At 28.5% G+C, this 18,405-nt stretch carries 20 protein-coding genes; 3 read left to right on the forward strand and 17 right to left on the reverse strand.

Annotated features, from left to right (window positions below; genetic code table 11):
• Positions 1–71 precede the first annotated feature (71 nt).
• Positions 72–2,249, reverse strand: a complete 2,178-nt coding sequence (gene nrdD, locus LJD34_RS13435; protein ID WP_032091168.1) for an anaerobic ribonucleoside-triphosphate reductase — start codon at positions 2,247–2,249, stop codon at positions 72–74.
• Between the two features lie 240 nt (positions 2,250–2,489).
• Positions 2,490–3,155, reverse strand: coding sequence for a PAQR family membrane homeostasis protein TrhA (trhA, locus tag LJD34_RS13440; protein ID WP_117347692.1), 666 nt, complete (start codon positions 3,153–3,155; stop codon positions 2,490–2,492).
• Positions 3,156–3,315: 160 nt separating this feature from the next.
• Here trhA and LJD34_RS13445 point away from each other — a divergent pair, with 160 nt between their 5' ends.
• Entirely contained in the window at positions 3,316–3,828 is a 513-nt protein-coding gene (locus LJD34_RS13445) for a deoxyuridine 5'-triphosphate nucleotidohydrolase (protein ID WP_227360141.1), read from the forward strand.
• Complete coding sequence (locus tag LJD34_RS13450; RefSeq protein ID WP_227352209.1) at positions 3,782–4,075, forward strand: GIY-YIG nuclease family protein; 294 nt, start codon at positions 3,782–3,784, stop codon at positions 4,073–4,075. Before LJD34_RS13445 ends, LJD34_RS13450 begins: the two co-directional genes overlap by 47 nt.
• A gap of 12 nt (positions 4,076–4,087) precedes the next feature.
• Here LJD34_RS13450 and LJD34_RS13455 read toward each other — a convergent pair whose 3' ends face one another.
• Together LJD34_RS13455 and LJD34_RS13460 are read right to left on the reverse strand one after the other, a co-directional pair.
• Positions 4,088–4,525, reverse strand: a complete 438-nt coding sequence (locus LJD34_RS13455) for a DMT family transporter (protein ID WP_147579783.1) — start codon at positions 4,523–4,525, stop codon at positions 4,088–4,090.
• Positions 4,522–4,941 (reverse strand): DMT family transporter, encoded by a 420-nt coding sequence (locus tag LJD34_RS13460; RefSeq protein ID WP_227360142.1) that lies wholly within the window; start codon positions 4,939–4,941, stop codon positions 4,522–4,524. The genes LJD34_RS13455 and LJD34_RS13460 overlap by 4 nt, the downstream gene beginning before the upstream one ends.
• 81 nt (positions 4,942–5,022) lie before the next feature.
• Here LJD34_RS13460 and LJD34_RS13465 point away from each other — a divergent pair, with 81 nt between their 5' ends.
• Positions 5,023–5,670: a cyclic nucleotide-binding domain-containing protein gene (locus tag LJD34_RS13465; protein WP_227360143.1), complete on the forward strand. Its 648-nt coding sequence runs from the start codon at positions 5,023–5,025 to the stop codon at positions 5,668–5,670.
• Between the two features lie 22 nt (positions 5,671–5,692).
• Here the strand turns inward: LJD34_RS13465 and LJD34_RS13470 are convergent, their stop codons facing one another.
• The 13 genes from LJD34_RS13470 to LJD34_RS13530 all read right to left on the reverse strand — a co-directional run bounded on the left by LJD34_RS13470 (position 5,693) and on the right by LJD34_RS13530 (position 18,243).
• Entirely contained in the window at positions 5,693–6,202 is a 510-nt protein-coding gene (locus LJD34_RS13470) for a pyridoxamine 5'-phosphate oxidase family protein (RefSeq protein WP_117574295.1), read from the reverse strand.
• 11 nt (positions 6,203–6,213) lie between these two features.
• Positions 6,214–6,990 carry a Cof-type HAD-IIB family hydrolase gene (locus LJD34_RS13475; protein WP_022000800.1) on the reverse strand — a complete coding sequence of 259 codons (777 nt, stop codon included), beginning with the start codon at positions 6,988–6,990 and terminating at the stop codon, positions 6,214–6,216.
• A gap of 118 nt (positions 6,991–7,108) precedes the next feature.
• Positions 7,109–7,738 carry an MATE family efflux transporter gene (locus tag LJD34_RS13480; RefSeq protein ID WP_227360144.1) on the reverse strand — a complete coding sequence of 210 codons (630 nt, stop codon included), beginning with the start codon at positions 7,736–7,738 and terminating at the stop codon, positions 7,109–7,111.
• Between the two features lie 99 nt (positions 7,739–7,837).
• Positions 7,838–8,401, reverse strand: coding sequence for an MATE family efflux transporter (locus LJD34_RS13485; RefSeq protein WP_227360145.1), 564 nt, complete (start codon positions 8,399–8,401; stop codon positions 7,838–7,840).
• A gap of 63 nt (positions 8,402–8,464) precedes the next feature.
• Positions 8,465–8,770, reverse strand: a complete 306-nt coding sequence (locus tag LJD34_RS13490; protein ID WP_227360146.1) for a cysteine-rich small domain-containing protein — start codon at positions 8,768–8,770, stop codon at positions 8,465–8,467.
• Complete coding sequence (locus LJD34_RS13495; RefSeq protein WP_227360147.1) at positions 8,754–10,076, reverse strand: glycoside hydrolase family 32 protein; 1,323 nt, start codon at positions 10,074–10,076, stop codon at positions 8,754–8,756. Before LJD34_RS13495 ends, LJD34_RS13490 begins: the two co-directional genes overlap by 17 nt.
• Before the next feature lie 59 nt (positions 10,077–10,135).
• Complete coding sequence (locus tag LJD34_RS13500) at positions 10,136–10,930, reverse strand: HAD family hydrolase (protein WP_227360148.1); 795 nt, start codon at positions 10,928–10,930, stop codon at positions 10,136–10,138.
• A gap of 9 nt (positions 10,931–10,939) precedes the next feature.
• The gene (noc, locus tag LJD34_RS13505) at positions 10,940–11,713 is read right to left on the reverse strand and encodes a nucleoid occlusion protein (protein ID WP_119362482.1); all 774 of its coding nucleotides are present in this window, start codon (positions 11,711–11,713) and stop codon (positions 10,940–10,942) included.
• 9 nt (positions 11,714–11,722) lie between these two features.
• A complete protein-coding gene (rsmG, locus tag LJD34_RS13510; protein WP_227360149.1) occupies positions 11,723–12,427 on the reverse strand; it encodes a 16S rRNA (guanine(527)-N(7))-methyltransferase RsmG in 705 nt (234 codons plus the stop codon).
• A gap of 2 nt (positions 12,428–12,429) precedes the next feature.
• Positions 12,430–14,292, reverse strand: coding sequence for a tRNA uridine-5-carboxymethylaminomethyl(34) synthesis enzyme MnmG (gene mnmG / locus LJD34_RS13515; RefSeq protein ID WP_117782920.1), 1,863 nt, complete (start codon positions 14,290–14,292; stop codon positions 12,430–12,432).
• 104 nt (positions 14,293–14,396) lie between these two features.
• Entirely contained in the window at positions 14,397–15,011 is a 615-nt protein-coding gene (locus LJD34_RS13520) for an RpiB/LacA/LacB family sugar-phosphate isomerase (protein WP_118347003.1), read from the reverse strand.
• 81 nt (positions 15,012–15,092) lie between these two features.
• Entirely contained in the window at positions 15,093–16,934 is a 1,842-nt protein-coding gene (locus LJD34_RS13525; RefSeq protein ID WP_158546551.1) for a BglG family transcription antiterminator, read from the reverse strand.
• Positions 16,935–16,962: 28 nt separating this feature from the next.
• Complete coding sequence (locus LJD34_RS13530) at positions 16,963–18,243, reverse strand: PTS sugar transporter subunit IIC (protein ID WP_227360150.1); 1,281 nt, start codon at positions 18,241–18,243, stop codon at positions 16,963–16,965.
• Between the last annotated feature and the right edge of the window lie 162 nt (positions 18,244–18,405).

The raw sequence follows: 18,405 nt of genomic DNA on the forward strand, positions 1-18,405 counted from the left end.
ATTACAAATGTCTCTAATTAAAATGTAATGTCTCCAACCAAAATGTAAGTTTACAGATGAAAATTTCATCTCTATAAGTGTAATACACGTTCTTTGATTTCTTGTGTTCTTCCTTGATTCCAGAATTGAGTTCCAATATAACCACATGTACGTCTAGCAACAGACATCATATCTTGGTTTTTATTTCCACAGTTTGGACATACCCAAATAAGTTTACCATTTTCATCTTTTTCAATTTGGATTTCTCCATCATATCCACAAGCCATACAATAATCACTCTTTGTATTTAATTCAGCATACATAATATTATTATAAATATGTTTCATAACTGCTAATACCGCATCAATATTATCTTGCATATCTGGAACTTCTACATAAGAAATAGCTCCACCTGGTGATAATTTTTGGAATTGAGATTCAAATGTTAATTTATCAAAGGCGTTAATATGTTCTGTTACATGGATATGATAACTGTTTGTAATATAGTTTTTATCTGTAACACCTTCAATTTTACCAAAACGTTTTTGTAAACATTTCGCAAATTTATAAGTTGTTGATTCAATTGGTGTTCCATAAAGTGAGAAATCAATATTTTCTTTTTCTTTCCATTTTGTACATGCATCATTTAAATGTTGCATCACTTCAATAGCAAATGGTGTTGCACTTGGATCTGTATGTGATTTACCTGTCATATATTTAACACATTCATATAATCCAGCATATCCAAGAGAAATTGTTGAATACCCACCGTATAATAATTTATCAATTGTTTCACCTTTTTTAAGACGAGCCAATGCTCCATGTTGCCATAAAATAGGAGCTACATCACTAGGTGTTCCTTTTAAACGTTCATGTCTACACATTAAAGCTCTATAACATAATTCTAATCTTTCATCAAATATTTGCCAGAATTTGTTCATATCTCTTTTTGATGAACAAGCCACATCAACTAAGTTGATTGTCACAACACCCTGATTAAATCGTCCATAATATTTTGGTTTACCATTTTCATCAATATATGGTGTTAAAAAAGATCTACATCCCATTGATGGGTAACATTGACCATTTCCATTTTGATCAACTTTTAATTCTTTCATTACTTTTTCAGAAATATAATCAGGAACTAAACGTTTTGCTGAACATCTTGCAGCAAGTTCTGTTAAATAATAATATTGACTATTAGGTTCAATATTGTTTTCTTGTAAAGCATAGATTAATTTAGGAAATGCTGGTGTAATATAAACACCTTTTTCATTTTTAACACCTTTCATTCTTTGTTTAAGTGTTTCTTCAATAATCATAGCAAGGTCATCTCTTAAACGTCCTTCAGGTACTTCATTTAAATACATGAAGACAGTAATAAATGGTGCTTGTCCATTTGTTGTCATTAAAGTAACAACTTGATATTGAATTGTTTGTACCCCTTTAGTAATTTCTTTTTTCAAACGTTCTTCAGCTAAAGCATTGATTTTTTCATCATCTAATTCTAAACCAATAGTTTCAAATTCTTCTTTAACTTCTTTTCTAAACTTTTGTCTACTTACATCAACAAATGGTGCTAAATGAGATAATGTAATACTTTGTCCCCCATATTGAGAACTTGCTACTTGAGCAATAATTTGAGTAGCTACATTACATGCAGTAGAAAAACTCTTTGGTTTTTCAATCATTGTTTCTGAAATAACTGTTCCATTTTGTAACATATCTTCTAGATTTACTAAATCACAGTTATGCATATGTTGAGAGAAATAATCAGCATCATGGAAATGAATCAATCCTTCATCATGTGCTTTTACAATATCTTCTGGAAGTAAAATTCTTCTTGTTAAATCTTTACTAACTTCTCCAGCCATATAATCTCTTTGTACACTATTTACTGTAGGGTTTTTATTAGAGTTTTCTTGTTTAACTTCTTCATTTGCACATTCAATCAAACTTAAAATTTGATCATCAGTTGTATTAGATTGTCTTGCTAGTGCTCTTTGAAAACGATATGTAATATACTTTCTGGCAACAGAAAAAGCATTTAATTTCATTAATTCATCTTCTACTAAGTTTTGAATTTCTTCAACACTCAATGCTCTTTTCATTTTTTGACATTTATATTTAATGTCATTTGTAATATTATCTATTTCTTCTTCAGAAAGTCTTTCTGTTTCAACAACTTCTTTATTAGCACCAATAATTGCATTGGTAATTTTTACTTCATCAAAAATTGCTTCTTGCCCATTTCTTTTAATTATTTTCACGCCAAATGCCTCCTTATTTTTATTTCGTATATGTATTATAACTAATCAAAAAAAAAATATATACTTTTATGCTCTATTGGCCCATACTTTTTTTTCGAATTATTTTACTTAAAATAATTCGACGTCCAATCCATTCTATCACAAATAATATTGATTTTATAGTTCTTTTACGTTTTTACAAAATAAAAAATCCAATGTTCATATAAACAAAGGATTTCATTAAATTAATATTTATGATTTTTATAAAACATACAAAATAATACATAAAAAATGTAAGATAGAACCAACTAAAATCCATAAATGCCAAATACTATGCATATATTTAATCTTATTTTGTAACACATAGAAAATAACACCAATTGTATAAGCAAGTCCTCCTGAAACAAGTAACCAAATACCATTCATTCCTATTGCTTGTGGTAAGAGATTGATTTTAAAAATAATACACCAACCCATCACTAAATAACAAATCATTGAAAAAGTTTGATATTTTTTAATATCGATTGCATTTAACGTAATTCCAATCACCGTCATGATCCATATGACTGCAAATAAAATCCAAGCCCATTTAGCATCAACTTCTCTTATTGAACAAAGTAAAACCGGTGTGTAAGTTCCCGCAATCAATACAAAGATACTGCAATGATCCATAATTTGGAAAACTTTCTTTGCTTTAAGCTTAGGTGATAAACCATGATAGATAGCTGACATTGTATAAAGAAGAATCATCGAAATTCCATAAACAATCCCTGAAAATAAGCCATAACCATCATGACAAAAAATAATGCATAAAACTAATGCGGCTATTCCCATCGCCCCACCTACAATATGAGTTACCATATTAAATATTTCTTCACCCTTTGTATAAACAGGTAAAACACGATCATCTAATTTTGTTCTTTTCATACATATTACCTCTTTTAACTATCTTATGTAGTATTTAATACTATATTTTATAATTTACACATATAATAACAATCTCATTTCCCTATGTCAAGTGATGAAATTATTTATTTTCTTGTTTTCTTTTTTCCTCTATAATAGAGAAGTAAAAAGGAGAAAAATTATGAAAAAAATCGCAAAATTTGAAAAAGTATCATATAACCAATTTAAAAATGATTTCATGGATTCATTTCCTCAATATAATGAAAAAGAAGTAGAAGAAATCTATCGTTCCATCCAACTTCCAAAACGTGCCACAAAAGGATCAGCTGGATATGATTTCTATAGTCCTATTGATTTTGAATTAAATCCAGGACAAACTATTAAAATTCCTACAGGTATTCGTGTACGTATTGAAAATGGTTGGGTATTAGGTTTATATCCTCGTAGTGGTTTAGGATTTAAATATCGTTTACAACTTAATAATACAGTAGGTATTATTGATAGTGATTATTATAATAGTGATAATGAAGGTCATATGTTTGTAAAACTTACAAATGATAGTAATGAAGATAAATCTCTTTCTTTAAAAGCAGGACAAGGAATGGTTCAAGGTATTTTCTTTGAATTTGGAATTGTTGAAGATGATGATGTCACTGAAGAAAGAAATGGTGGCTTTGGCTCAACAACAAAATAATTACGTTTATATCGTAAGGTGTCGTGATCAAACACTTTATACTGGTTGGACAAATCAGCTAGAAAAGCGTATTGAAGCCCATAACGCTGGTAAAGGTGCTAAATATACAAAGGCAAGAAGACCAGTCGAACTTGTTTATTTTGAAACTTTTGAACATAAAAGCGAGGCTTTAAAAAGAGAGTATCAAATTAAACAATTAAAAAGATCAGAAAAAGAAAAGCTCATATTAAGCAAAAAGAAGATCTAAACTGATCTTCTTTTATGCTTTTTCTTCACTTAATTGATAAATCACTAAACCAGCAATAACAATCAAACATCCTAAAATCTTTGAAATAGAAAACATGTTATATACAAAAGCATCAATCACCATCCCACTAACAAGTTGTCCAATAAAGCTTAATAAAGTAAGGATAACAGGTGATATTCTAGGAACAATAATATTTAAAATCAAGATATTAAAAACCCCTATGATTCCACCTAAATACATCATCAAATTCGTTTTATCTAAAGAAATATTTATATGTTGAACACCAACAATCATCAAAACAAGCATTAAAATCAAACTTGTTATAAAGCCTGTAAAGTAATTATAAAACGTTCCCTGATAAGCTCCCATTTTCTTAGAAAGCATCCCATTGACACTACGGCTTAAAACAATTGTAACTCCTGATAGAATAGAAAATATAATAGAAATCATAATAACATCACTCCTATTCCTAAACAAACAACTGCTAATCCTATGATCTTTCCTATATTTAATTTTCGAATAGATGTCGCTAGCCATCCCTTATTTTCTAACAACAAAGATGTCATCATTTGTCCTAATAATCCTAGTGCTGTCATTAAAGAAGCTCCTATCTTACCAATCGCAAAAACATTAAAAATAACGGTTAATACCCCAATACATCCTCCACAATACATATATAAAGGAATTTGTTTTTTAAAACAAACTTTCTTATCTTTGATTTTCATAATAATTAAAAAAGTAACTAAACCAACTAAATGAATGATAACTGTTGATAAATAGACCCCTGTATAATCTGATAATTGCCCATTAAATACATTCATTGTCGTTACAATAATCCCACATAATGTGGCTAATAAAAAATCCATCAAGATCACCTCCAGAAAGAATTATAGTGATTGAACTTGATTATAAATACGACATATGTCATATTGGTGATGGTGATTTAGATGAATTATTTAAATGAATTAAAAAAATTAGAAATTCTTCACGTTGATAATTATCAATATATTGAAATCAAAAAATTAAATAAAGACGAATATTTATTACATCAAGGTGAAAAGCTTAATTATATTTATATTCTTTTAAGAGGAAAAGTGAAAGTAAACCATATTAATGCGAATGGAAATAGTATGTTATGCAGTTTTAATAGTCCCTACTCTATTATTGGTGATTTAGAATTTATCACTCAATCTCCTATTATTAATAATGTGATTGCTTATGAAGATTGTATTTGTGCAACTATTTTCCTTTCTAAATATCATGAAATATTAATGAATGATGTTTTCTTTATGAAAACCATCGCAAAAAATCTTGCCAGCAAGCTCTCTAAATCAACTCAGAATCAGTCTATTTCATTAAATTATCCAGTTGAAAATAGATTAGCGGCTTACTTTGTTGTTTCTCATAAAGATTATATGGTTCAAGATAATTTTGTAGTCGTTGCTGAATTGATTGGTTGTAGTTATCGTCAACTCCAACGTGTTCTTCAATTATTTTTAGATAAGAAATACATAAAGAAAATTAAACGTGGTACTTATCAAATTATTGATTTAAATGCCTTAAATCTATTAGGTGAAGATGTTTATCAGTTTTAAAAACCTTGGCAATGCCAAGGTTTTACTCTAATGTAATATGTCTTTTTACTTTTTCTTCAGGATGAATATTATCTCTTCTTTTACCTGTCATGTCTAATACTTTTACACGGAAAACTTCTGTCATCATTGCGACTTTTTCATTGAATTTGAAATCTTCTTCATGATAATGCCTCATTAAGATTTTTAACGCATTAATCTTATTTTCATCTTCAACAAATTCTACAATACCATGTCCAATGACACTTTCATAACCCATTGTGCATGACATTCTTTCATCATACATAATGATGTTATGTTCACAATCCATTTCAAAAGTCACTTTATTATTTTTTCTTATTAAATCAAGTTTTGTTCCTACTTTGGCACTATGAAAATATAGATAAAGTTGTCCTTCTTCTACATCTGTTCCAAAGTTTAAAGGAACGATATAAGGAAATTCATCATCAAATAGTGCTAAACGACAAGTATCACACTTTGCAATAATTTTCATCATTTCATCAAAATCAGTAATTTCTCTATCTTTTCTTCTCATACCCTTTTCTCCTAGTCAATAAGATTAAAATGTTTTAATCCTTTTAAAATTCCTTCTTTTTCAACATCATCACAAATATAACATGCATGTTGTTTTACTTCATCACTGCCATTTTCCATCACAATAGGATAACCTACGACATCTAACATTTCAATATCATTATGTCCATCACCAAAAGCCATTAATTCTTCTTTTTGATAACCAAAATGTTTTGAAACAGCTTGAATAGCCGCTGCTTTCCCACCTGTTTTGGGAACAATATCATAGGCATAGTCATGCCATTTTGTGACTTTGACATGTTTGGTATTTTTTATAATTTCTTTTATTCCTTTTTCATCTACATAAGGATCTACTTGGTAAATGTTATCTATATTGATTTGATTACTTATTGGTGGAATCATTGTTGAAATAGATGCTTGAGCATCTATGACTCTTTGATTTACATGAGTAATATACATTTGATTGCTTTCAATAAATAAACAAGGATAATTGTTTTCTTTTACAATCTTTACAATTTCTTTTAAATCCTCTTGAGGTATTTTATTATCATAAATAATTTGTGAACCTATTATACAATAGCCACCATTTAATAAAAGATAGCCATCAAATTCAAACTGTTCAACAAGTTTTAATTCTTCTAGCTCTAACATATGTCTTCCACTGGCTATAAACAATTGAATTCCTTTTTTCCTTACTTGTTTTAATCCTTCAATCACTTCTTTTTTTATAGAAGGTCTTTTCCCTGAAATCAATGTTCCATCAATATCTAAAAATATCGCTTTAATCATTTTCATCACCTATCTTCAATCATAAAGATTTAAAATAAACTAAGCAATAGAATTTATAAAAAAGATATATTGTTGCAAAAAAAATAAAGAATTTCTCTTTTCTATGTACTAATGTAACTTATCTCTCTTTAATATTATCAAATTTTGTTTTCTTAAAATAAATAAAGATCATTACTAAAGAAATCATTGTAGATAATGGAGCAGCAATTCCCATATGGAATAGTGTTACGTTTGGTATTTTAGAAAATAATAAAGTTAAAGGAATTCTTCCAACAAAAGTCGCTACTAAACTATGTACCATCGTAAAGACAGTTCTTTCATAACCATTTAAATAGCCATTGATACAAAAGAGAAAACTTGTAAGTAAACAATCAATAGAATACGTTTTTAAATACAAGGCACCATTTTTAATAACATCTTGATTATTGGTAAAAATACACGTAAGTATTGTTCCATCGATTTCACAAATCGTTGTTACAATGATTGCAAAAGCAAGAGAAATCATGATTGCATATTTTAATGTTTGTTTTGCACGTTTATATTGTTTAGCTCCTACATTTAAAGCAATAAGAGAAGCTAAAGCACTTCCTAAGGCAAGGGCTGGTAACATTAAAAATCCCATTAATTTTTCAACAACACCTAAAGAAGCTGAAGCTATTAATCCCATTTGATTAACAATAATCGTAATAATTAAAAATGAAATATTAACAAGTACACTTTGTAATCCTAAAGGAAAACCTATTTGCATAATCTTTTGAATATATTTTGAAAAACAAATATCTTCTTTATAAAACGAATATCCTATTCCCTTTTTACATAAATAAACTAATGCAAAGAGAAAAGAGAATCATTGGGCTGATACTGTCGCAATGGCTGCTCCTTTAGCTCCCATATGAAAATATCCTACTAAAACAAAATCAACAACAATATTAATCATACATGCAATAAAAACAAATAATAAAGGCGTTTTACTATCCCCTAAACCTCTTAATATGCTACTTACCACATTGTATCCTACAATAAAGATAATCCCCGCTGAACAGATACTTAAATAGCTTTTAGTAGCTTCGATAGCTTCTTTGGGTGTATTCATTAAAAGAGTGATCTCTTTATTAAAAGACAACATAACAAAAGTTAAACCTAAGGCAATGATTAAAAATAAAACAATAGCCCCTCCAATGGTCTTTGATAGATCACGATAAGATTTACTTCCTAGGTATTGTCCTAATAAAACCGTAACTCCTGTAGTCAATCCTAAAACAAGGTTTGTTATTAAAGACATGGTTTGACTTCCTATCGAAATCCCAGAAACATCAAAGGTATGTCCAAATTGTCCTACAACAAATAAATCTGCCGACCCATATAATACTTGTAATAAGTTTGAAAACATATAAGGTAAAGCAAATATCATTAATGCTTTAAAAGTCTTTGTTCCATAATTTCCTCATAAAAAAAACTGGATAAGGTCTAAACCTTATCCAGCATTGTCTTCAATACCCTCTGGTGCTTCTATCTTATCATTTATATCTTTATTGTTAAGTAATTGAAAAGCTTTTACAACATCTTGATAACGAGAAATAATATAATCATAGTTTTCTTTTTGATGTGGTAAAGTACATCCGCTACAATCTTTAATATTTCCTATCATTTTATAATGACCTTTACAATCTTTTAAAATATATAATGGGCAATAACAAAACAAACAATTAATTTCATCTAATTGATGACAAGGATAATACTCACATTGTTTATGACTAAAGAATTTATAATGATCTGACATAGACTTTATACTCTGTATTTTGAATAATAACTTGATCATTTAAATCATAAACAACTTGTGACATCACATATTCACCACCATTAATATAGATTTCAAAAACATGATGATCATAATAAAGTTCAATATCATAATGTCCTTGTAATTTAGGTGAAACAACATCATTACATACCTTATTTTCTTGAATAGAAACTTCTTCTCTATTTAAATGGAGACAATCATCTTGGATATCAATTTTAAATCCACCTAGATTTAAAGAACTATCTTTATTAAATGTTGTCTTTAATTGGAATGGTTGATCAAATGAAATTTCTTGAACTTCATGATTAAATGAGTTTTTTATTTCAGGATACAATTCTTGAATGATTTTACCATCTTTTTCATGTAGAATTCTTGGCATGATAAACATTCCAATCCATTCTTCCCCTTGAACTGGTTTTCTCATTCTAAGCCATCCTAGTAATAATCTTTCATTATCTTTAGATAAAAATGTTTGTGGGGCATAGAAATCTAAACCATGATCTAAGTAAGGCCAATCACCATGAGCTTTAATAGTAAGAGTATCTTCATCAAAATCAATCGGCATATAACGCGCATTACTATTTGGTTTTGGTGGTTGATCCGTATTTTCTGGTGAGAAAATCATAAAGAATTGATCATTGATTTTAAAGACATCTGGACATTCCCACATATTTCCAATAGTTGGTTCTTGATAGCTGTTTTTATATTCAAAATGAATTCCATCTTCACTTTCATAGAAAAGTGATTTTCCACAGTAGTCATTTTCATAAGCTACTTTACTCCCAATAACCATGGCATATTTTCCATCTTGTTTTTTCCATATTTTAGGATCTCTGGTATGACGATAATCTCCAAGATAAGCTTCTTGAATCATGGGAATGATTTGTTTTTTATTTTTAACATTATCAAAATGAATTCCATCACTACTTACAACGAGTGCTTGTGAGGCTCTTAAATCATCATCACTATATTGATTATGTACATTACTTGGATTTTCTTTAGCGTATTTAATAGCTGTATAATAAAGATAAAGTTGGCCATCGATTTCAATTGCTGATCCTGAAAAACATCCATTTCTATCAAAATCTTTAGATGGATATAAAGCAATTGGAAGATGTTCAAAATTGACAAAATCTTTTGTAATAGCATGTCCCCAATGCATTGTTCCCCATTTATTATCATATGGGAAATGTTGATAAAAGATATGATAGTTTCCTTTATAATAAATAAGTCCATTTGGATCATTGATCCAATGATAAGGTGCTGTAAAATGTAATTTTGGTTTCATAGTCTTCCTCCTTGTTTTAACGTCTTTATTATACAAAAAAAACAATGCTTACGCATTGTTTAATAGTTACCTTTTAAAATTTCTTTTATCTTTAAAATAACACCATCATTTTCATTACTATCAATCACTTGATAAGCAACCTCTTTAACAGGTGGCATGGCATTAGCCATCGCATAACCATATTTTACTGTTTGTAACATTTCGTAATCATTCATTTGATTGCCAAAAGCACCTGCTTCTTCATTAGATATTCCTAACAAATCTAGAAGATGTTGTAAGGAAGTTCCTTTATTAATTGTCTTATAAAAAATATCAAACCAAACATTTCCTGTGGTTACAACTCTAAATTTAGGATTTATCCTTTTCTTGATCACTTCAAGTCTATCTTCAATTTTACCATCAAAGTTAGCAACTGAAAATTTTAATATTTCATCATCTATTTCATCAAATGAGTCTACAAAAACAATATTTTTAATAAATAATGTAATAAAATCTTTTCTATCTTCAAACTTCTTTAAAATATAAGCATGCTTTACTCCTGATACAACTAACATACATTCTTCATCTTCTTTTAAAATATTTAATGCATGTTGATAATCATCAGTTTCTAAACAATGTTTATAAATAACATCTCCTCGATAGACAATCTTTGTTCCATTTTCACAAAGATAATAAAGATCATCTTTAATATCATCATCAAATTTACAAACTAATGCTTCATATTGATTTCCTGATGCAATAACAAATTGTATATCTTTTTTTAACATTTGTTTATATAAATCATTAAATTCTTCACTGTAGGATTTATCATCTCTTAGAAATGTTCCATCCATATCTGTTGCTAGTAACTTCATCTTAACCCTCTACTTATGTATTCTAATTGTAATAACATATTCATCTTCTAAATCTTCTGTTTCTTGTTGAAGTGATGTTCCTGTTTTTTCAATCATTCCAATTGCTTGTTGTAATGTATTTAAAGCAATTTTCACATTTCTTGAAATTGTTTTTTTAACATCGGCTGATGCTTTTTTCTTTTTAGGTTTTGGTTCTTTTTTAATAAGTCTTTCTGTATCAGCTACTGTTAGTTTTTTCTTTAAAACTTCTCTTAAGACTTCTTGTTGTTTTTCTTCATTTAATGAAAGCATTGCTCTAGCATGTCTTTCTGTTATTTGTTTTTGATTTAAAGAAAATTGAACATCATCACTTAATTTTAATAATCTTAATTTATTCGCAATCGTTGATTGTTTTTTACCAACAATATCTGCAAGTTCTGTTTGACTATAACCATATTCTTTAATTAAAGCTTGATAAGCTTTTGCTTCTTCTAATGGTGATAAGTCTTCTCTTTGAATATTTTCAATAATAGCAAGTGTTTGTGTTTGTTTATCATCATAATCTTCAATAATACATGGTACTTGTTTCATATTTAAAGAACAACAAGCACGATATCTTCTTTCACCTGCAATAATTTGGTAAATTCCATTTACTTTTCTTACAACTATAGGTTGTATTAAACCATTTTCTTCAATAGAAGCAGCTAATTCTTCAATTTTTTCTTCATTAAAAACAGTTCTTGGCTGATTCTCATTTGCTTGTATTTTATTAATATCTATATTTTTTAATTTATTATTAAACATGATACCCTCCTACAATGGACTCTTTTTTATTTTAGAAAACATTCTTGGATACTTCTTTGGTGTTTCTTTTACTTTTTTAATAATAATATTACTTCTAAAATCATCATGATTTGCAAGTGTAAAATCATGTGTACTTTCTATTTGTCCACCTAATAATTGAATACCTTTTTTAGCTTCTTTTACTTCTTCTAGTGCTTGTCTTCCTTTTAAAGATAAGAAATAACCATTCTTTTTAACAAGTGGTAAACAAAGTTCATCAAGAATATTTAAACGTGCTACCGCTCTTGCCATCACGATATCAACACTTTCACGATGATCTTTAGCGTATTCTTCTGCACGTGCAGCCACTGCTTGACAGTTATCTAATTCCAGTTCTTTAAATAAATGATTTAAGAAAGTAATTCTTTTATTTAAGGAATCAACGATTGTAATCTTTAAATTTGGATAAAGGATTTTTAAAGGAACTGATGGAAAACCAGCACCAGCTCCTACATCAATCAAGGTTTGATTATTGAAATCAAAATCAAAAGCAATCGTAATTGAATCATAGAAATGTTTTAAATAAACATCTTCTTTATCCGTAATTGCAGTAAGATTCATTTTATCATTCCATTCAACTAAGATTTCATAATATTTTTGAAATTGTTGAAGTTGATGTTCACTTACTTCGATTCCTTTTTCTTTAAGTATATTTTGAAATTCTAATTCATTCATTCTTATTCTCCATTATATTTTTGTTTTAAATAAATTAATAAAACTGAAATATCTGCAGGATTGATTCCTGATATACGAGAAGCTTGACCAATGGTAAGTGGTCTAATTTCTGATAATTTTTGTTTTGCTTCTAAAGCTAAGTTTTTAACATCTTCATAATCAATATCTTCTGGAATATGTTTTTCTTCCATTTTGATTTGTTTTTGCGCTTGTCTTTTAGCTTTTTCAATATATCCTGCATATTTAATTAAAATAGTAATTCTTCTTCTTTGTTCCTCACTTAATTCAGGTGCATCAATATAAGGTAACATCATATCATAAGAAATTTCAGGTCTTGTAATAAGTTCTTTTGCAGAAACCCCTTCTTTTAAATGTGAAGAATTGTTTTGTTCCAACATTTCATTGATATCATCTTTTGGGGTAAAACGAATAGTACTTAAACGTTCAATTTCATCATAGATCCCTTTCATTTTAGTTTGATATCTTTGATATTCTTCATCTTTAACAAGTCCAATTTGATGACTATAATCATAAAGTCTTTCATCAGCATTATCATGTCTAATTAATAAACGATATTCCGCTCTTGAAGTAAGCATACGATAAGGTTCTTTTGTTCCTTTAGTAACTAAATCATCAATCATGACCCCAATATAAGCTTCATCTCTCTTTAAAACAAGAGGAGCTTCATTTCTTACTTTAAGAGTTGCATTGATACCAGCCATTAATCCTTGTCCAGCAGCTTCTTCATAACCACTTGTTCCATTGATTTGTCCAGCTGTAAATAAGTTTTTAATCACTTTTGTTTCAAGTGATGGCCATAATTGTAATGGATCGATTGCATCATATTCAATGGCATAAGCATATTTTAAGATTGTACAGTTTTCTAATCCTGGTAAAGTACGAATCATTTGTTCTTGGATATCATGTGGCATTGATGTTGAAAAACCTTGTACATAGATTGAATTCATTTCTTTTGATTCAGGTTCTAGGAAGATTTGATGTTGTGGTTTATCTGAGAATTTAACAACTTTATCTTCAATGGATGGACAATAACGTGGTCCAATTCCTTTAACAAGTCCACTATACATTGCACATTTTTCTAGATTATCATGAATGATTTTATGTGTTGTTTCATTTGTATAAGTTAGATAACATGGTGTTTGTTTTTCAATAGGAACATATTCATCTGTGGTAAAACTAAAGGCTAGTTTTGCATTTGTTCCTGGTTGTAATGATGTTTTTGAATAATCTATACTATTGATTTCAACACGTGGTGGTGTTCCTGTTTTTAATCTTTGAATTCTAAATCCGTAATCTTTTAATTTTCCAGATAAGAATTTTGATTCTTTTTGTTGATCTGGTCCACTAGCATGTTTACTATGTCCAACAAGAATTTCTGCTTTTAAATAAGTACCTGTTGTTAGAATAACAGTTTTCGATAAATAAGTTGTTCCATCATCAAGAATAACTCCTTTAACTGTTTGATCTTCAATGACTAAATCTTCAACCATGCCTTCAATTAAATCTAAGTTTTCTTGTTCCTTAACCACTTTTTGCATATAACGAGGATATGCTTTTTTATCAGCTTGTGCTCTTAAAGATTGAACTCCTGGTCCTTTAGCGGTATTTAACATTTTCATTTGTAAGTAAGTCTTATCTGCTGTTTTAGACATTTGTCCACCAAGAGCATCGATTTCTCTTACAATGATTCCTTTGGCAGGTCCACCAATAGAAGTATTACATGGCATAGACCCAATATTATTTATATTTGATGTGACAAGTAATGTTTTTAATCCCATTCTTGAAGGGGCTAAACTAGCTTCAATTCCAGCATGTCCTCCTCCGACAACTATTACATCATACATATCACTTACACTCCCTTTCAATTCTTTTCCATTGTACACCAACATTGCTTTTTTGACGAGAAAAAAACTACAGTTTATCATTCTTTTTTATAAAAAAAACAGGATTATCTCCTGTTTAAAATCCATTGTTTTATTCTTTGATCTTTTCCTTGTTCTAAAATATAATCGATTACATTCTTTTTAGATAAAACTTTATTAATGAATGATGAATCGATTTCATTTAAAAACTCAATAATATCTTTTTTACATAATTGATTTAAAGCTTTTATTTTCTTTGTATCTTCTCTTTTTCGCTTAGCATCTTTTAAAGGATACCCTATTCCAAAAGGTTCTTCAAACAATTGTTGGAGAGTTACTTTTAAATTAATTTCTCCAGCCCATCCATAATTAAGACCTAAAGGCAAAGAAGCTACATTTCCATCATTGATTCTTCCAAATAAATAAGCATCTTGAGGAGTAGGTAAATAACCACAAATTAAATGAGGTAAACTATTACAAGCAATCATCATCCCTTGCCCAGATGAACACCCTGTCACTATAAAATCTACTGCTTTACTTGATATTAATAAACAAATTTCTAATGCTATTTCTACATAAGAATAGTTGTCTTCATTTTCAAAGCAACCAAAATTAATGACTTCACCATATTCTTTTGTACATTCATATAAAATACTATTCTTCTCTATTTGTGATGTCCCTTGAATTATTCCTATTTTCATATCATCACCCCACAAAAAAAGTATACCAATTTATATAAAAATTAAAAAGAACTGTTTAAAACAGTTCTCAAAACGATTAATTTATTCACTTAAAAATAATTCAAGAAACTCTTCATACTTTTTACATTTTAATAATTCTCTCACTTTTTTTGATTCATCTAACAATCCAACAAGTTTTTCAAATAGCAAATCAAATTCTTCGTTTCTTTCTTTCGTTAAACAAAACAAAAAAACTAATCTTACTTTTTGTTGATTCCAATCAATAGGTTTATCTAATAACGCAACTGCTATACGTGTTGCAAAACCAGCTTTTTTTACAGCATGAGGAATTGCAAACATACTTCCATAGGCAGTAGGTGCAATTTGTTCACGTGCTAAAACTAATCCTTCATACTGTTGATCCACGTATCCTTTGTAATATAAACTTTCACAAAGTCTATGAATAACATCTTCTTTATTTTCTATATCATTATAAATATGAAATAATTCTTTTTCAAAGAATACATTTTTTTTGAAAGTATGATTTCCCTTCAAGATATTATAAATATTCTCTATATCTTCTTCAAGTAAGAGGTTATGACATACATATATTGGATAACCAACTTTTTCTTCAATATGGACAAATGAAATAACTAAATCTGGTTGATATTCTTTAATTTGGAAGGCATCAAACATTGATAATTGACAACATATTTCTATTTCTAAATCATGAATATGATTTATTTTTTTTACAATATAATCATAACCTGCTTGTCCAAAAGGATAAATTAAAACTATTTTTTTATGTAATGATGTATGTAATCTTTCAATTGCACCCATTAAATGAAGGGTAATATAACCTATTTCATCTTCATATAATTGCGTAGAAAAGAACTCTTGAATCTTCAATGCTATAAAAACACTCATATCATAAATAACTGGGAAATTCTTTTGTAGTTCTTTAATAAGAGGATTATTCAAAAAAGTGTGATTTGTAATTCTTCTCTTTAATCCTATTAAATGAATAAGAAAATTATCAGCAAACTTACTATCTTGTTGTAAATCCACATCAAAACTTTCATTAATTTCTATAATCAACTGTTGAATAAATTGTTTCACTTCATTAATGTCATTTTCTTCAATAGATGGTACTTTCCCTGCCAACAATAATGATAAATACTTAATTTCACTTTTATTCAATTTAATTTCATAACGTATTTGAAGTATATTAGCAAATTGTATTGAAAGATGGTTGTATTCATCATTAACAAAATCCACTTCATTAATAATTTCATTTCCTCTAATGACTCTTTCTAACATTAAAGCAACATGAATTACTAAAGAAATAATTTCAACATCTCTTAAATTTAAATGATGTGAATTGTTAAATTCTGTAATTATTTTTTGTAATTCTAAAATATCAATCCTTAAAAATAAGCTTTGATACATTGATAAATTAAAGTTATATTGATTTAACTCATTCATTAAGAAATATGTTGTAATTTGTCTTTTTTCTGTTTCTGTACCATTTAAATAAAGTTGATTCTGCTGGCGACATATTTTAATAGATGAATTTCTTTTTTGAATAATTTCATTCACTCTTTTTATATATCTTTGTAAATTAGATTCACTAATAAATAATTCATCAGCAAGTTCATAAAAATTATAAAAATCATGATTTAAAATTTTTTTTAAGATAAGGTACTGAATATTTTGTTCACTAGCGTATTCTTTTTCTAATTGAATTTGCTCATTAATTAAATATCCAGTCCCTTTTTGTGAAATAATATAATTTAGATTGAGGCTAGAGTTGATTTTATGTATTTCATTACGAATTGTCTTTGTTGAAACATTTAGCATTTTAGCTATTTTATCAGCAGATAAAATATGATATTGATTCAATAATTTAATGATTTCATTTTGTCTTTCCGTTAATGTTACCACCAACCTCACCTCTTTCTTATATTATAATCTATTCGCTTTCTTGAGCAACTAATTGTTTTTCGTATACTTTAAAGAAAGGATAATACATGACTAAATCTATAATAATTAATATAATTACCAAGATAAAAGCTTTAATATCCATTGTTGATAAAAATGACCCAAACACTGATGGCATTTGCCATGAAAGCATGGCAAATGTTTTTCCAACAATACCAACACTCATACTTATATAAGCAATAATACAATTGACAGTAGAAGTTAATAAAAATGGTACAAAGAAAATAGGATTTAACATTAATGGGATTCCAAAAATAAGTGGTTCAGAAATTCCAAAGAATGAAGGAATGATTCCAACTTTTCCAACAGTATTTAATTGTTTCGATTTAGAACGAACTAATAAAATAGCAAGTGCTAAACATGAACCGCATCCACCAATGGCAACAAAATAAACCCAAAATGGTGTTGTAAATATTTTTGGTAATGTTTGTCCTGCTGCGTGTGCAGCTGCATTTAATGAAAGGCCACCATCACGAACTGGCCCCAATATTCCTGAAAAAGCAGCATCATGAATTCCAAAGAACCAGAAAAAATGAACTAATAATGTTGCAATAATCGCAAATGGTAAACTATCGGCAGCATTTAGTGTAGGTGCCATAACATTATAAATAAATCCTGGCATTGTTGTATTAAATGCATTAAAAATAGCAAATAAAATAATATCTGTAGCAATAATACATACTCCTGGACATAAAGAAGCAAACGTTTCATTTAAAGAAGCCGGTACAGAATCAGGTAGTTTGATTCTTCCCCAATTATGTTCTCGCATATAATGATAAGCTTCCACTGTTAAACATGAAATTAGTATGGCTGGTATAAGTCCTTCACCACCAATATAAGAAATTTCAACTGTTTTACCTGCCCAGCCCAATTCAATAGGCGCTATGACAAGCATAAAGAACCCACATACAGATAACATTATTGGAAAGAATGGATCCTTTTTAAAATGTTTACTTAAAAAATTCGCAATTCCAATACAAATATATAAGGACATTGCCCCTAATGTTAGAGCATTTACCCAATTTAATAGTAGACTATTTTTATCAGCAAAAGATGCCCACGCTAATAAAAAACCATTGGTTGTATTTTCAGTAATTGGTGCTGAAGAGATGACTGCAAATATTCCTCCAATGAGAGTAATTGGCATAATTGACATAAACGCATCTCTTATAGCTTTCAAATGGCGTTGTGAACTCATTTTATTAGCAATAGGTAATAATTTGCTTTCGACGATTTGACTCAAAGAATCCATTTTTTATTCCTGGTATATTGTAATTGACCCATCTAAGTAGTCATCTACAATATATGTTCCTTTCTATCAATCTTATTTATCCGTGATTGATTACGGTTTGTGTATTCTGTAATATTGAAATATGTGAATGTGGATTTGTATTTTATTCCTTGTGGCTCGACT

Origin of the sequence: Faecalibacillus sp. MSK20_93, assembly GCF_020589945.1 — a bacterium.
Classification (GTDB): Bacteria; Bacillota_I; Bacilli_A; order Erysipelotrichales; family Coprobacillaceae; genus Faecalibacillus; species Faecalibacillus intestinalis.

Excerpts from the sequence above, each read along its gene's own strand:
- trhA (WP_117347692.1), bottom strand. The coding sequence starts at position 3,155 with ATGAAAAGAACAAAATTAGATGATCGTGTTTTACCTGTTTATACAAAG.
- LJD34_RS13445 (WP_227360141.1), top strand. The coding sequence starts at position 3,316 with ATGAAAAAAATCGCAAAATTTGAAAAAGTATCATATAACCAATTTAAA.
- LJD34_RS13450 (WP_227352209.1), top strand. The coding sequence starts at position 3,782 with ATGTCACTGAAGAAAGAAATGGTGGCTTTGGCTCAACAACAAAATAAT.
- LJD34_RS13455 (WP_147579783.1), bottom strand. The coding sequence starts at position 4,525 with ATGATTTCTATTATATTTTCTATTCTATCAGGAGTTACAATTGTTTTA.
- LJD34_RS13460 (WP_227360142.1), bottom strand. The coding sequence starts at position 4,941 with ATGGATTTTTTATTAGCCACATTATGTGGGATTATTGTAACGACAATG.
- LJD34_RS13465 (WP_227360143.1), top strand. The coding sequence starts at position 5,023 with ATGAATTATTTAAATGAATTAAAAAAATTAGAAATTCTTCACGTTGAT.
- LJD34_RS13470 (WP_117574295.1), bottom strand. The coding sequence starts at position 6,202 with ATGAGAAGAAAAGATAGAGAAATTACTGATTTTGATGAAATGATGAAA.
- LJD34_RS13475 (WP_022000800.1), bottom strand. The coding sequence starts at position 6,990 with ATGATTAAAGCGATATTTTTAGATATTGATGGAACATTGATTTCAGGG.
- LJD34_RS13480 (WP_227360144.1), bottom strand. The coding sequence starts at position 7,738 with ATGCAAATAGGTTTTCCTTTAGGATTACAAAGTGTACTTGTTAATATT.
- LJD34_RS13485 (WP_227360145.1), bottom strand. The coding sequence starts at position 8,401 with ATGATATTTGCTTTACCTTATATGTTTTCAAACTTATTACAAGTATTA.
- LJD34_RS13490 (WP_227360146.1), bottom strand. The coding sequence starts at position 8,770 with ATGTCAGATCATTATAAATTCTTTAGTCATAAACAATGTGAGTATTAT.
- LJD34_RS13495 (WP_227360147.1), bottom strand. The coding sequence starts at position 10,076 with ATGAAACCAAAATTACATTTTACAGCACCTTATCATTGGATCAATGAT.
- LJD34_RS13500 (WP_227360148.1), bottom strand. The coding sequence starts at position 10,930 with ATGAAGTTACTAGCAACAGATATGGATGGAACATTTCTAAGAGATGAT.
- noc (WP_119362482.1), bottom strand. The coding sequence starts at position 11,713 with ATGTTTAATAATAAATTAAAAAATATAGATATTAATAAAATACAAGCA.
- rsmG (WP_227360149.1), bottom strand. The coding sequence starts at position 12,427 with ATGAATGAATTAGAATTTCAAAATATACTTAAAGAAAAAGGAATCGAA.
- mnmG (WP_117782920.1), bottom strand. The coding sequence starts at position 14,292 with ATGTATGATGTAATAGTTGTCGGAGGAGGACATGCTGGAATTGAAGCT.
- LJD34_RS13520 (WP_118347003.1), bottom strand. The coding sequence starts at position 15,011 with ATGAAAATAGGAATAATTCAAGGGACATCACAAATAGAGAAGAATAGT.
- LJD34_RS13530 (WP_227360150.1), bottom strand. The coding sequence starts at position 18,243 with ATGGATTCTTTGAGTCAAATCGTCGAAAGCAAATTATTACCTATTGCT.